Raw genomic sequence first — 13859 nt, forward strand, 5'->3', positions numbered from 1 at the left:
TACGGCTCTGCATATGCGCCTCTCGACGGGACTCTTTCATGCCAAAAACGCGGCGCTGCTGCTTCTTACGTGGGTTGGAAGTGCATGGGTGTATGGCGCGCTGCCCGATACCATGCCTGGCCATTTTGGGCTGCTCGGGCAGGTCTCGTATTATACCGAGACCACGGCCCTTCGATGGTTCATGCTACCTGCAGTCGCTCTGTTCCTGGCAGGGACCATGTACGGGATTGCGGCTCTTATGGCGCGTTTCCCCGAGCACATGAATATGCCTGACCCGGATGCTTTTGAGCAGCTCACCCCCGGTCGCAAGGCTGTTGTTATTCAGCTTACGAAAGACGTTCTTTATGGCATCACAGCCCTTCTGCTACTCATGCTTGCTGTGCTGCAGCTCGGTATCTACAGCGTAGCGCTGAACGGCGCCGACCTATTGCCAATCTACACCCGCGTAGTGCTCTGGGTCAGCCTCCCGCTTCTCATACTCATCGGCCCCGTCGTGGTCTGGCTGCTGCACGATACCACGCAGCAACTGTACCGCGAGCAGATGGGGGAGTAGCACAGCATAGCGACACTTTCTTCGTGCACACAGCGCCCTGCTACTCCGCAGGGGCTACGACGCGCGCCTGCTCAATCACATCCAGTTCGGGAAAGCGGCGATCGAGATACGCACGTCCGGCTGTGCGGATGGAGTCTTGATCAGGTGCCCCGCCGTATTCGTTATGCCAGGCGTCCACCGCATCCATCCCGCTGGTGACGCGCCCGAGCGGTGGGAAGCCTTCGACGTTGTTATACGTGAGGGTGTCGAGCCGGGGATTGTCGCTCAGGTTGATGAATAGCTGCGACGATCGCGTGTCGGGGTCGTTGCGTGCAAAGGCCAGCGTGCCCCGTTCGTTGGAGGCACGCACCGGCTCGTCGGGGATGCCTGCCTCCGCCCAGAGCGAATCGGTATACGGGTCGCCCGTCAGCCCAAACTGTGCCACGAAGTCCTCAACCACGCGAAAGACCGGCAGCCCGTCGAAATGGCCCTGCTGCACCAGGCAATGCACGCGGTCTACGCCATAGGGCGACCACTCGCGGTAGAGGCGGAGCAGGACCGGACCGGTGGTGGTTTCCAGCGCCACGGCAAACGAGTCGGGGGCTGCAGGCGTGTGCTCGGGCGGACACGGCGGAGACGCATCCTCATGTGCGACGCCCACATGGACAGGCCCCAGAAGCAAAAACGAGGCAACAAGCAGGAGCGCGATGCCTTCACGAAAGACTGTCGGCATAATCGAAGCAGAGGGCGCGTAAGGGGGATGCGGGCTTGCTTCGATAAGAACGAATGCGGATACCGCAAATGCAACACGGGGGCTTTTATGTGTGAGATGCACGCCCTGTACTATCCATGAATCAAGCGAAAGCCCTCTTCAGCAACCTCGCGAGAATACAAGAAGGGATATGCCGGGCGGGATACGAAAGATCGCGATGTGCTCCAACGATTGATCACGCCACAAAAAACCGCTGGCGGCCATGAAGCGCCCCCCAGCGGTTCTTTATGCTTTTTATCCGAGAAAAGCGCCCTGCTTACAGCCCTTCTGCCACTTCCAACAGATTGCGAGCGGCACTACCCTGATACGGTCCGGCCCATTGGTTACCCAGATCGGCTGGTCGAGGTGTAAAGAACCACCACAGGCTATTGACCGAGTTGATGTAGCAGTTCGGGCATTCGCCAATGTTAACCACCCAGGGCCCTCCACTCGCACCAGCCGTGTAGTCGCAGTCATTTGTCTGCATGGAGGGGCCTGAGTTCCCCTGATTTGTAGCTCCCGTATACGGCTCATCGCACGTCCACATGCGCTGCCCATTGAATATCGTGCCTTCGCCCGGATATCCAAACTGGGAGGTGTCTGTGTCGTGGGATGCGTTAAACATCCAACCAAGTGATCCTGTCACATCGACTATGGTTCGCCCGTCACGCCGCTCCATCACCGCAGCCCCCAGGTCATAGTTAAAGTTTTCGTTGGAGTACCACCCCACAAACGTAGCCAGATTGCGTGCGGCCCAGCGTTCGGCGGGTTCGTTCCCATCCGAGTAGGCCGGGACGAACATGAAGTTCTCATACCATGTCTCCCCTCCTCCTTCGGCGAGGCAGTGCCCGGCGGTCCAGACCACGCTCCGGTTATCCGAAGCAATGACGCCTCCGCTGCACACGAAATTTCCCTCGTCGGGTTTAGTAAAGAACACCTTGCCTATGGCCCGATGCGGATACGCCGGAAGCGTGGTCACTTCTACGGCATTGTTCGGAGCACTCTGGTCCGTCAGACTATTCGACCCGTCTGGCGGAAGAAGACCCCGTTCTATTGCCGGGATATCTCCGGAGCGTGTTACTTCGGGTGCATCTGGATTAGGGATAACGGGAGATTCGGGCGGCGGCGGATCGCCAGCAATGCCGATATCCTTTACCGGAATAGCTTCCGCCATGCGTTCTCGTGTCCAATATGCTAATGTAGCTGCAACCTCATCGTCTGAAAACTCCCGCGTTGTAATCTCAGCCTGGGGGTCTTCTTCACGAACCTGCTCGTCCTCCTCATCGTCGGCTGTTACGAGGTCATCACACGCCGTCAGCGCAAGTGCTGCTACAAGCAGCATTACAAATGTAAGGATGGTCCTGTATCTGGTTTGAATCATGCCTATCACCTGGTCTTGGGTGGGTATTTGCTGTACTTGGTGAAGCGCAGGCGAATCAATATAGAGGACATCGATCTCGACGTCTGGTCATAGCACCCTCTTACGAACAGGCGCATTCCCGAGCAAAAAGTGGCAGTGCGTCGCTTGTATCCAACTCCAGCCTACATCCGGCATACAAAGCACCTATTCGTTTTTAGATTACTGACTCGCCGCTCCCCCACTGATGTCCGACCTCTTCGACGCCCAAGCCGATGCCGCCCGCGAAGCCAATGCCCCACTCGCCGACCGCATGCGTCCGCGTACGCTGGATGAGTTTGTGGGGCAAGATCACATTCTGGGCGAAGGCAAGCTGCTGCGCCGCGCCATCGAGGCCGACCGGGTGACATCGGTACTGTTCTACGGGCCGCCCGGCACGGGCAAGACCACGCTGGCGCGCATCATCGCGAACACGACCAAGGCGCACTTTACGTCGATGAACGCGGTGCTGTCGGGGGTGAAGGACATCCGCGAGGCGATCCAGAAAGCGAAGAACCGGCTGCGGCACCATCAGCAGCGCACGATTTTGTTTATTGATGAAGTCCATCGCTTCAACAAATCGCAGCAGGATGCGCTGCTTCCGCATGTGGAAAATGGCACGGTGGTCCTGGTGGGAGCGACAACCGAGAACCCGTACTTCGAGGTCAACAATGCGCTCGTGAGTCGCTCGCGGGTGTTTGAGCTGCATCCGCTGGGTGAGGATGCATTGACTCGCATCGCTGACATGGTCTTGTCGGATGCGGAGCGCGGCTACGGAGACCGCGATGTGCATCTGACCCAAGAGGCCCGTGCGCATCTCGTGGACACTGCGAATGGAGACGCCCGATCGGTGCTCAACGCGTTGGAGTTGGCGGTGGAAACCACCCCACCGGACGATGACGGCGTGATTCGCATCACGCTGAATGTGGCTGAGGAGAGCATCCAGCAGCGCGCGGTGCTCTACGACAAGGAGGGCGATGCGCATTTCGACACGATCAGCGCGTTCATCAAGAGCCTGCGCGGCTCCGACCCCGACGCCGCGCTCTACTGGCTGGCGCGCATGGTGTATGCGGGCGAAGATCCGCGCTTCATCTTGCGACGCATGATTATTTTTGCTGCTGAAGATGTGGGGTTGGCGGATCCGCGGGCGCTCATGTTGGCCGAAAGTGCATCGCGGGCGTTTGGCTATGTGGGGATGCCGGAGGGGCAGTTCTTACTGGCGGAGTGCTGCCTCTACCTGGCCACCGCGCCGAAGAGCAACACGTCGTTTGCGTACTTCGATGCGCTCTCGTTTGTGCGCGACGAGCAGACCGGCGATGTGCCTACGCATCTCAAAGACCCGAGCCGCGATAAGGAGGGCCTCGGCCACGGCGAGGGCTACAAGTATCCGCACGCCTACCGCCAGCACTACACCCCGCAGCAGTACCTGCCTGATGCCATGCAGGGCACCTACTTCTACGCGCCCAGCGAACAGGGCTACGAGCAGACGGTGGCGCAGCGCCTGGAGGCGTTCCGCGAGCGCGACTTCGACGAGGATGTGGTCAAACGCGCCGAGCGCTATGCTGATGAAGTGCGGGAGTAGGCAGAGTAGAGCCTTTGGCCCTACAAAATGTTACGTTTGAGTGAACGGATTGCATTTGTTCGGGGGGGTATCGTAAACGTGTAGTAAATACGTCTACTAGGCTCTGTTTGAAAAGTCTTGGATTGGGTATCTTAACGACTGCCGTACCAGTTTCTGATCACCAACTTCTGTTTTCCGATGCGCCGCTACGAACTCACCGACACACAGTGGGACCTGATCGAGGATCTGTTTCCCGAGCAGACCATGGGGCGGCCTCGCCTCGACGATCGTAGGCTGTTCAATGGCATTCTGTGGATTCTTTGCTCCGGGGCGGCGTGGCGCGACCTGCCCGAGCGGTACGGCAAGTGGCAGACGGTTTATTCGCGCTTTCGTCGGTGGGAAGCGATTGGCTTGTTCGACCGGATCCTTGACCGGCTGCAGATTGAACTCGACGAACACGGATTGATCGACTACGCGACTTGGATGGTTGACTCGACCTCCGTTCGAGCCAGCCGAGCTGCTGCGGGAGCGCCCAAGAAAAAAGGGGCTCGTGCGAGGCCCTTGGACGCTCGCGAGGCGGTTTGACCACCAAAATCCACCTTGTGTGTGACTCAGGCGGGGTGCCGCTAACTGCCTGTCTCTCTGCGGGCCAGCGCCACGACGGGCCTCATCTGAAGCCGCTGATGAACACGGTACGCATTCCGCGTCGCCAGCCGGGCCGCCCGCGCACACGTCCCGACATGCTGGTTGCCGACCGGGGATACGATGCCCAGCACATCCGGCACTATCTGCGGCGGCGTGGGATCCAAGCGATGATCCCGGAACGGCGCCCCGGAAGAGGGCGCAAGCGGCGCCGAAAGGGACGACCTCCGGTATTTGACAAGGGGATGTACGCAAAGCGAAACGTGATTGAGCGACTGATCGGCTGGCTCAAAGAGTGTCGCCGGCTCGCCACCCGCTATGAGAAGTATGCTCGGTGCTACTTGGCCATGGTCAAACTGGCGTTCACCCGACGCTGCTTTCGAAAACTCGAGTTTTCAAACACTGCCTAACTTATCAAAACTAATCGTTATGTCATATCGTCAACTTTCAGGAGGTTTAATGACACTCCTGCTTCTGTTATCGTTTTTTCCTGCTCAAGCCAGTGCTTCCGACGAACCGTCAGATAATCTGTGCGCTGCACAAAGCGAGCTCGTTCAGATAAGCAACGTGTTTGACCACGTCAACACCAGCTTTTACGACTCGGCAAATCCGCTTTGTGATTCCGTATGGAACGTTTCGACCTCAGGCTGCGCCGGAATGGATTGTGGGGTCGAAATCACAGTAGAGTGCACAACGGAAGGAGAGAATGCAGACTATCATTGTCCGTCTCATGCACCGTTTTGTGAATTGATAGAGGCAGTTGATGAGCTTCTTGATGAGATTTATTAAGCACATGAAGTAAATTATCTCATCGGAGTTCTGATTACATGAAATTCCGCCTACTGCTGGGAAGCTTAGTCCTTTGAGTGCAGCGAGAAAATACTACGACAGTGATTTTTATGCGTTTTTATCTGACATGATTACGTACTAGATGAAAATGCATAAGATTACTATTTGAACTTATGCGACTTGGCTCATGTTAAGTCTGTGATGAAGCTTACAGTCCACACATCCGCTGTAGGATATCAGGACTCACATGGTCGTGGTTGAAGGCTAACTCAAACATCGCGACATACCCGGATAGGTAGTCTTTGTGTACGCCTCGAAACAGCCGCAGTCGGTTCCGTAAGCCGGTCCAGATGCCTTCGATCGTATTCACGTGCACCTCCCGAATTCCATCTCCATCCCGGTCGGCCGCCCAACCGGTGGAGTGGTTGATCGCCATCCGTTCTCGCGGTTCCTCCTCATCTTCAAGCCATAGGTACGAACGATTTTCATCGGTGTAAATGAGCGCCTCTTCACCAGTTTCTTCAGTAACGACCTCCTGGAGCGTTGCGGTTGTTGTGTCGGGGCAGACTTGGAAGCGGGCCGATCCAGTCTCACGACCGACCAGCCCGACAATCGGTACGCAGTCATTGGCATACGTTCCTCGTCCGCGCTGCTTGTTCGCTCGCTGTCGCGGGGGATCATTGGGATCGCGATGCGGATCTCCTTTTTTCCCCCGCATGTTGATACATCTCATCGACTTCAACTTCCTGATCCGAGGGTTCAGCCCCCTCTTCTGAATCCTCTTCTGGCCCTTCTGGACGATTTTCAGGAAGCCCTTGAGGACGTCTTTCAGGAAGCCCGACGCGTTCTCCGTTCTGAACCGCCTCTTGAATCCGGTGACGTCGCTTCAGCACGGACGGGTAGGCCAAATCCATCTCATCGGTCAACCATTTGGTCGGAATGCCCTTTGCAAATCCTCGAAGAAGCATCACAATGGTAGCGCAGTCGTACTGGGTCTTTGACCAGACCGTACCGGTGAAAATGTTGAACACCGACCCACATTCTCGGCACCGGTAGTCCAACACCGGGGCCCGACGGCGATCGTGGGGAGCCTGGTCGTCAGGCAGGGCATGTCCGTTCGGACAGGACAGGCCCTCCGGGTGAAGCGACCGCTTCAGATACTGATAACACTCGTCCTCGCTCAGAAGCTCATCAATCGGGAAGCCAATCATTGCAGCGGGCAAAGCGCTTGTTCTTGGAAACACATCGATGAAAACACATCGATGAAAACACGTTGGCTATAGCCTTGCAAAAATCTAAGCCAAAATTGTTCAGCCGCGAGCTATCATGAGCCTCTAACTTTTATTTGATATGATATGGTATACATACTTTTTTTACTCTTCACTTATATTTTCGCGACTAGCCCTCATCCACCTGAATGCGCTGATTCTTTTCTGGAGACTCGAAACGTGACTCTCGATCAGGATACTCAACTTTTTGCTAACGTCCAAAGCGTTGCTTCACTACATGATGGTCGTCTCGTCGTCACGACCGAAGACCCAGGAATCTTCTTATTTGAGGTCGACGGTACATACATACGACAGCTTGGAAACGCGGGACGGGGTCCTTCTGAGTATCAAGATCCGTCTGTAGTACGTGCTACTGAAACAGGTGGCTTTGCAGTCTGGGATCGAGGTAACAACAAGCTTATCAGCTACGACCAAAACGGAAGGGTGATGCGAGAGTGGACGCGTATGGCTCGGACAGTTACAGACTTTGCCTTACAAGGTGATACACTTTACACGTACCACAGCGGAAGCCTGATTGACGGATACGTTGCTGCGTATACATACGAAAACCAACAAGAGCCTATCTTTTCAACAGGCGAAGCCCCCCAGGAGCACCGCCCTCTCAACTTACTTACAGGAGCTGCTCCAATTGCACTTAATGAAGAGCAGAATCGGCTTTTGTACGCGTCTGTTGCCGCTCCTACTGTTCACAGCATGAATCTGCGCGATCAATCTGTTGACCAGATCCCGCTGAATGCTCCGTCATTCAGCACCAGCTCCGTGGCCCAATACGCCGAGGTCTCCGCCATTAACGCTGACATGGCAGGCGCTATTGAACAGGCTATGCAGAGCAGCCGGTTTCTTGGACTAAATGGGTTTGATGAGCATATCCTGTCACTGATCCAGAATGGGCGCTATGTAACAGATCGCTCTTTTGCTATAAGCCGCGCCGGAACAGTCGATACCGGTGAGATGCTCGAAAGTGACCTCAAGTTTGACATTCATTGGTATGATTCGGACAGCGGAATTGAACGCTGTGAACGCATTCCCATCGACGTAAACCAAGAGTCTTATCATTTTGGTGAGGAGATTGTTGGCCCTTCACAGCGTGGGTTCTTTCGCTACACATCTCGGTCTACGGATTCGGATATTGAGTATGTTCTCACCGAGTACTCACTACCGCAATAAAGAACTCACAAAATAGCTCACACCCCGCTTCGGTGATCCCACAGCAGTACCTGCCTGATGCCATACAGGGCACCTACTTCTATGCGCCCAGCGAGCAGGGCTACGAGGAGACGGTGGCGCACCGCCTGCAGGCCTTCCGCGAGCGCGACTTCGACGAGGATGTGGTCAAACGGGCGGAGCGGTATGCTGATGAAGTGCGGGAGGATACGAGGCAGGGTCTTTGACTCAAAAAATGTTGCGTTTGAGTGAACGGGTTGCATTTGTTCGGGGGGGTATCGTAAACGTGTAGTAAATACGTCTACTAACTTATCAAAACTAATCGTTATGTCATATCGTCAACTTTCAGGAGGTTTAATGACACTCCTGCTTCTGTTATCGTTTTTTCCTGCTCAAGCCACTGCTTCCAACGGTGACATTATCTCCGGCACTGATGATAACACCTCGTGTACTGTAAACGTGTTTTCCATCGATAAGCAGGGAGTCCAAGTCGCTACCTTGGGTGGAGGTTGGTGTTCAGAGTCTTGGACCCGGACATGGTCGGTCGGTTTTCCAAGTGGCGTAGAATACTCTTGCTCCGAGGATGGCTCAAGCACGTGTTCTCCACAGTCTGCCTGTGATGCCGCCGACGCCATCGGAGACGGAATACAAAGGATACGCGACTGGTTTTAACCTTATCTCTTAAATAACGGCATGTGCAGGTTTCCTTCCTCCTTTGTTGATCGCCGCCTTGTCGCAGAATGCGCGGTCCTCACATCCCCCATTCCCTCACGCTGTTCGGGATTTCCCCTTCGCGAAGGGGGAAATGTCGCGTAGCCACAAAGGGGGATATCCGCCCGAAAGGATAATGGAAAACTTGCACACCGCGTTAAATACGTATCCTATCCAAACTTCGCCCCCGCTCGAATAGAGCGGGGGCTTATTTTGAACAAAACTCTTCTCATAAATGAAGTCCAGCTTTCCATCATTTGTATTTTTTCTCGCCATATTGACCTTGCCCCTACATGCTGATGCACAATGCACTGATACTTTCCTCGACACCCGCGAAATCACGTTAGACCAGTCAGAGCAGCTATTGGGTCAGTTACAGAGCGCCACCCGGCTTCCGAACGACCGGATTGTCGTAAGCACCGACAATCCAGGCGTCTTTCTTTTCGAATCCGATGGTTCATTTATCCGTCAACTGGGCCAGCTGGGACAAGGACCGTTTGAGTATCAGAATCCGAATCTTGTACGTAGCTACGGCTCCGACATTGCCATCTGGGACGCTGGAAACAATAAAGTCATCATTTATAATCACAAAGGTGAGACCGTAAACGAGTGGACGGGTCTCACCTGGTCCGTAGCAGACTTTGCCATTCACGACGGTGTGTTCTATTCGTATTACAGCAGCGTGGATGCACCATACTTGCGCATCTGGGATCCGGAAGCCGAGGAGATGATTGCCGAATACGATGATGAGGAATCGGTCGAGCGCGCGGCCCTTGCCCAGATGCAGGGGACAGGCAGCCTCGCTTTGCATGATGGTAGCATATACGCTCTCAACCCTGCTGAGTCTTCGGTACGGAAGTTTGATGTAGCGGATGGTGATGTAGTACGCTATCCTATCAACGACACGGCATTTACAATGAAGCCGCTGGAGGCGTCAAGCATTCGAGAACTTAATTCGATGTTTGATAGAGTGGTGGACTTCGGTATGTCCAGTAGCCGGAGCTATCATGTAACTGCTACCGAATCAGCTCTTTTGGGGGTGCTGCAACACGGCAAGATCACATACGATGCTCCCCTCTTCACAAATGATGGAAGGCCCAATCCTGACGCCCGCATGGAGTCGTATGATCGCTACCTACATGTGCATCAAATGACGCACGACGGCGAGGCCACGCGGTGTCAGCGCATTGATATAGACATTGAGCAGTCGCAAAACGACCACGTCATTATTGGCCCCACGACCAGTGGCTTTCTTTATCGCACAATCCGTGAAACGGATGCCGATGTGGAGTACGTGCTCACCGAATATATGCTACCTCAGTAACCGTGTCCCCTCACCGTTCCATGGTCAAGCAACTGCTCAAAACCATCGGAATCATAGCCGCCGTACTCGTTGCAGCAGGGGCTATTCTGGCTGTCGTATTCTTCGTGGTGCTAAACCAATCGTTTACGGATCCTCCTTCACCGTCCGCAGAGACCCGCTGCACAGCACCCACGTTGTACACGTCGGCAAATATGTCCGATGTAACCTCAGGATGTACGTGCCCGGTCAATCCACACTGCTGCCCGGTGTGGAAAGTAACCGAATCGCTCTCGTTAGATCTCACCGGATTCTCTCGCACCAAAACCTGCACGCTGGGCGGCTCCAGTCCATGTATCACATGCCGCGCGCAATCGGATGACACTCCTGAACCCGAGTCTGCCCCCACTCGTTAGCGTCACACTTCTTTTATGGGTAGTGAATAAACGCTAAATGATAGGGTGATCAAGCACCGCAGTTTTGTGTTGTTCGAACCCCCTCTCCCTACGGGTTTCTCCCCCTTAGCCAAGGGGGAGATGTCCACAGGATCACACCTGCGGCGAAGCTCGAAGACAGAGGGGGTTTGAGCGGGTTGCGATGATGTAAACCACATGTCAATCACTTAACATCTTCCTGCTACCCTTTCATGGTAATTATATCCCGCTTCCGGTATGGATATAACAACGCGTTCCGACGCGCTTGACCGGTTCGTGGACCGCGTGCAGCAGGTCTTACCCGCCGAGGCCTATCTGCTTGATGCACACCCCTACGAAAGCGACGACGAAAATCTTCATGTCGCTGTCATCGCTCCTGTAGATGATGACACCCTAAATGCTGCGCAGCCTGCCATTGCAGCTGCCATCGAGGAAGCAAATATCGCTCTGGGGTTCAATCCGCTTCTTGTGTACCACATTGGGCAACCGCATAACCAACTCGCAACTACAGCACAGAGCAAAGGCATCCAACTGTGAGTTCGATCCCCGTAACTCGGTGGCTTGATAGCCCCGATCACCGTCTGGACGATGCTCGACTGTTACTTGCAAATGACCGTCCAGGAACAGCTCTCTCAAACGTGTACTTCGCCTTATTTTATGCCTGTAAAGCGTTACTGCTTAACCGAGGTTATGATTACAAAACGCATAGCTCGGTTGTAGGAAACGTAGGCCGATTTGCTACCTACCGGAATCATCTTAAGCAAGTCCGCGAAAGTACGTTTACACCTTGTCATCGCGAGGAGGAAGCCCGCGACCAACGCGGCGCTGACGCTCCTCGCAGTGACAGACTCGAAGATTCTTTTGTGGGCCTACTTAACACACGACTTCCTGCACAACTGCAGACCGAGCGTGCACGCTGTGATTACGAACTGGTATCTTATCCACGAGCTTATGTCGAACGGAGGGTGCGAGAAGCCCGATCTTTTATCGAAGCCTCGCAGGCGATTGTACAATAGCATCCTTCGCCCCGACGCTCCTGCTGAACCCGATTCCGCCCTGGCCCGTTAGCCTCACGCTTCCTTCATGAGCAGAAACCCCCGTATCCCTCATGATTACCTCGGTTGATCCACCGCGCACCACGCTGCGTCCGTATCGCTTCACGTACGAGGAGGTGCTGCGTATGGCCGAAGCAGGTATGCTACCGGAGCACGAACATGTCGAACTCATCGACGGACAGCTTATCCCTATGAGTCCAGTTGGAGATCCACATATTTCCTGTGTCGATGAACTCACCCATCTACTCATCGAAAGGCTGCCAGCTGGTTCTACAGACTCGATGAGGGTCAGTGTTCAAAGCCCGCTACGTATCGACGCACATAATGCGCCCGAGCCCGATATCGTCGTAAAGAAACAACGAGGGGGTGCTGCCACGCCCGAAACGACGCTTCTCACCGTCGAAGTCTCGGATACGACGCTCGACTACGACCGCGACACCAAGCTCCCGCTCTATGCTGAAGCGGGCATTCCCGAGGTGTGGATCGTGAACCTGGAGGCGCGTCAGGTGGAGGTGTACCGGCGGCCAAAGGGTACAGACTATACGCTCCGTCTGCTACGCGACGCCTCTGAAACGGTAGATCTGGCTACCCTGCCCGATATGAAGCCGCTGGCGGTTCGCGATATACTGCCGCCTGAAGACGCGGCCAGCGCATCCCCCAACCGCACGACCGACGCCGATCCCGCATGAGCACGTACGACATCGACTTTTCGGCGCATCCCGAGGCGTACCGCATCCAGCCGAACGAGAAGGGCGTGTTCAAGGTGGAGCCATACAAAAGCGCGCTGCTCGGGCACTGGCAGTTCAAGAACGAAGCAGCAGCACAGGCATCCGTCAAGGCGCTCTGCGCGCGGTATGCGGTCTATCGTCGCCGGCAAGATATGGTCGGCATGGACATGGTACGCAAGTACCTGCGCATGGGCTTTACGCGGGCGATGCGCTACGCCAAGTATCCGGGTGGACAGAAGTACCATGACGACGGCACTGAGCGCGACCCGAAGCAGTGGGCCGATGCCGAGAAACGCCGCGCCGCGGTTGTATTTCGGGAGGCATGGCAGGCGGTGCTTGACGACGACACGTACCAAGAGATGAAAACGTACCACACTGACCACGTCTACAACGCAGACGCCAGCCCTATGGCATAGTACGTGTGGCATAGCACGCGCTACCGCGCCGCCTGCCGGTTCGGCATCAACTGGCGCAACAGCAGTGTCAAGATTAGCATCGGGCCGCGCTGGCTGCCGCCTTTGAGCTCGTAATCCGCCGCCACCAGGGCCTGATACGCCTGCGCCAAACGGGGGCGGGTGTAGCGCTTGGCGCTCTGCACGTACTCGGACACAAAGTACGGCGACACCCCGATCACGCCCGCCAGCTGGCGGTTCGACTTGCGCTGCGTTTCAGCCGACTGCAGCTTCCAGAGTTTGTCAACGTACGCGTTCAGAATCGCCACAATCATGATCGCCTCGCCACGCGGGTTGTTGGCCTGCTGCAAGAGGCGATCGGCAATACGCATCGCATCAGCATGGCGCCCCTCGCCGATGGCGCTCTGCAGCTCGAACACATTGAACTCGCGCGTCTGCCCGCTGGCGCGCAGCACATCATCGGTCGTAATCTCGTCGCGCTCCCCGATGAACGTCTCCAGCTTGTCGATCTCGCTGACCGCCGTCTGCAGATCCGTACCCACGTACTCGGCCAGCATCTGCACTGCGCGTCCGTCAATACGCAGCCCGCGCCCCTCCACATGGCTCTTGATCCACCCCGGAATCTGGTTGTCGTAGAGCGGCTTGAAGTGCGACCATGTCGCATTGCGCTTCAGCGCCCGGTACGGATGCGCGCTCAGGTTCGGCTTTGTGGTGCACAAGAGCAGCACTACCGCCTGCGGATTCGGCTGCTTGGCATAGCTTTTAAACATGCGGTTGTTCTCCAGCTGCTCAAACTCGCGCACGATCACCACGCGCCGCTCCGCCATCACCGGGTAGCCCTGGCAGATGTTGACGACCTGCGACGCCTCGGCCTCCGAGCCATAGATCAGGTCGAGGTTAAAATCGTGCTGCTCCGGCGGCAGGGCATGCTCAATAAGGAGCTCCTGCAGCTCATCCATCAGAAACCCCTCCTCGCCAAAGAAGAAGTAGAGCGAATCGAAGTTCTGATGCCGAAACTTCGTCGCCAACTCGTTAAACGACGGACCCGTGTTCTTCGCCATTAGATATATAGCAGCAGGTGAAAAGCAGCGCGC

At 55.7% G+C, this 13859-nt stretch carries 15 protein-coding genes and 1 pseudogene; 11 read left to right on the plus strand and 5 right to left on the minus strand.

The features are described 5' to 3' along the window. Positions 1-13: 13 nt before the first annotated feature. Complete coding sequence (locus ACZ48V_RS14220) at positions 14-553, plus strand: DUF1648 domain-containing protein (protein WP_464540191.1); 540 nt, start codon at positions 14-16, stop codon at positions 551-553. 40 nt (positions 554-593) lie between these two features. On the opposite strand, the gene ACZ48V_RS14225 is transcribed toward ACZ48V_RS14220, so the two are convergent. Continuing rightward, on the minus strand, positions 594-1265 hold the full coding sequence (locus ACZ48V_RS14225; protein ID WP_464540193.1) for a peptidylprolyl isomerase: 672 nt from the start codon (positions 1263-1265) through the stop codon (positions 594-596). Positions 1266-1560: 295 nt separating this feature from the next. After that, positions 1561-2625, minus strand: a complete 1065-nt coding sequence (locus ACZ48V_RS14230) for a trypsin-like serine peptidase (protein ID WP_464540195.1) — start codon at positions 2623-2625, stop codon at positions 1561-1563. Between the two features lie 262 nt (positions 2626-2887). Between ACZ48V_RS14230 and ACZ48V_RS14235 the strand changes: the two genes are divergently transcribed. From ACZ48V_RS14235 to ACZ48V_RS14245, 3 genes and pseudogenes are all read left to right on the plus strand, one after another. Beyond that, entirely contained in the window at positions 2888-4261 is a 1374-nt protein-coding gene (locus tag ACZ48V_RS14235; RefSeq protein WP_464540197.1) for an AAA family ATPase, read from the plus strand. A 243-nt stretch (positions 4262-4504) separates the two neighbouring features. After that, positions 4505-5292, plus strand: a pseudogene (locus ACZ48V_RS14240) (IS5 family transposase). 19 nt (positions 5293-5311) lie between these two features. Continuing rightward, a complete protein-coding gene (locus ACZ48V_RS14245; RefSeq protein ID WP_464540199.1) occupies positions 5312-5671 on the plus strand; it encodes a hypothetical protein in 360 nt (119 codons plus the stop codon). A 208-nt stretch (positions 5672-5879) separates the two neighbouring features. Here ACZ48V_RS14245 and ACZ48V_RS14250 read toward each other — a convergent pair whose 3' ends face one another. Together ACZ48V_RS14250 and ACZ48V_RS14255 are read right to left on the minus strand one after the other, a co-directional pair. Then, positions 5880-6389: a transposase gene (locus ACZ48V_RS14250; protein ID WP_464538270.1), complete on the minus strand. Its 510-nt coding sequence runs from the start codon at positions 6387-6389 to the stop codon at positions 5880-5882. Further along, positions 6349-6882 carry a transposase gene (locus tag ACZ48V_RS14255; protein ID WP_464538271.1) on the minus strand — a complete coding sequence of 178 codons (534 nt, stop codon included), beginning with the start codon at positions 6880-6882 and terminating at the stop codon, positions 6349-6351. The genes ACZ48V_RS14250 and ACZ48V_RS14255 overlap by 41 nt, the downstream gene beginning before the upstream one ends. 144 nt (positions 6883-7026) lie before the next feature. On the opposite strand from ACZ48V_RS14255, the gene ACZ48V_RS14260 reads away from it, so the two are divergent. From ACZ48V_RS14260 to ACZ48V_RS14290, 7 genes are all read left to right on the plus strand, one after another. Then, a complete protein-coding gene (locus ACZ48V_RS14260) occupies positions 7027-8127 on the plus strand; it encodes a 6-bladed beta-propeller (RefSeq protein ID WP_464540201.1) in 1101 nt (366 codons plus the stop codon). Positions 8128-8159: 32 nt separating this feature from the next. Then, positions 8160-8351 (plus strand): hypothetical protein, encoded by a 192-nt coding sequence (locus tag ACZ48V_RS14265; protein WP_464540202.1) that lies wholly within the window; start codon positions 8160-8162, stop codon positions 8349-8351. 767 nt (positions 8352-9118) lie between these two features. Then, positions 9119-10159: a 6-bladed beta-propeller gene (locus ACZ48V_RS14270; RefSeq protein WP_464540204.1), complete on the plus strand. Its 1041-nt coding sequence runs from the start codon at positions 9119-9121 to the stop codon at positions 10157-10159. Between the two features lie 647 nt (positions 10160-10806). Further along, positions 10807-11106, plus strand: coding sequence for a hypothetical protein (locus ACZ48V_RS14275; protein WP_464540206.1), 300 nt, complete (start codon positions 10807-10809; stop codon positions 11104-11106). Continuing rightward, positions 11103-11585 carry a HEPN domain-containing protein gene (locus ACZ48V_RS14280; RefSeq protein ID WP_464540208.1) on the plus strand — a complete coding sequence of 161 codons (483 nt, stop codon included), beginning with the start codon at positions 11103-11105 and terminating at the stop codon, positions 11583-11585. The genes ACZ48V_RS14275 and ACZ48V_RS14280 overlap by 4 nt, the downstream gene beginning before the upstream one ends. 92 nt (positions 11586-11677) lie before the next feature. After that, positions 11678-12313 (plus strand): Uma2 family endonuclease, encoded by a 636-nt coding sequence (locus tag ACZ48V_RS14285; protein WP_464540210.1) that lies wholly within the window; start codon positions 11678-11680, stop codon positions 12311-12313. Beyond that, on the plus strand, positions 12310-12768 hold the full coding sequence (locus ACZ48V_RS14290; RefSeq protein ID WP_464540212.1) for a DUF4385 family protein: 459 nt from the start codon (positions 12310-12312) through the stop codon (positions 12766-12768). The genes ACZ48V_RS14285 and ACZ48V_RS14290 overlap by 4 nt, the downstream gene beginning before the upstream one ends. A gap of 20 nt (positions 12769-12788) precedes the next feature. Here the strand turns inward: ACZ48V_RS14290 and holA are convergent, their stop codons facing one another. Continuing rightward, entirely contained in the window at positions 12789-13826 is a 1038-nt protein-coding gene (holA, locus tag ACZ48V_RS14295; protein WP_464540214.1) for a DNA polymerase III subunit delta, read from the minus strand. Between the last annotated feature and the right edge of the window lie 33 nt (positions 13827-13859).

Source organism: Longimonas haloalkaliphila (genome assembly GCF_055379825.1).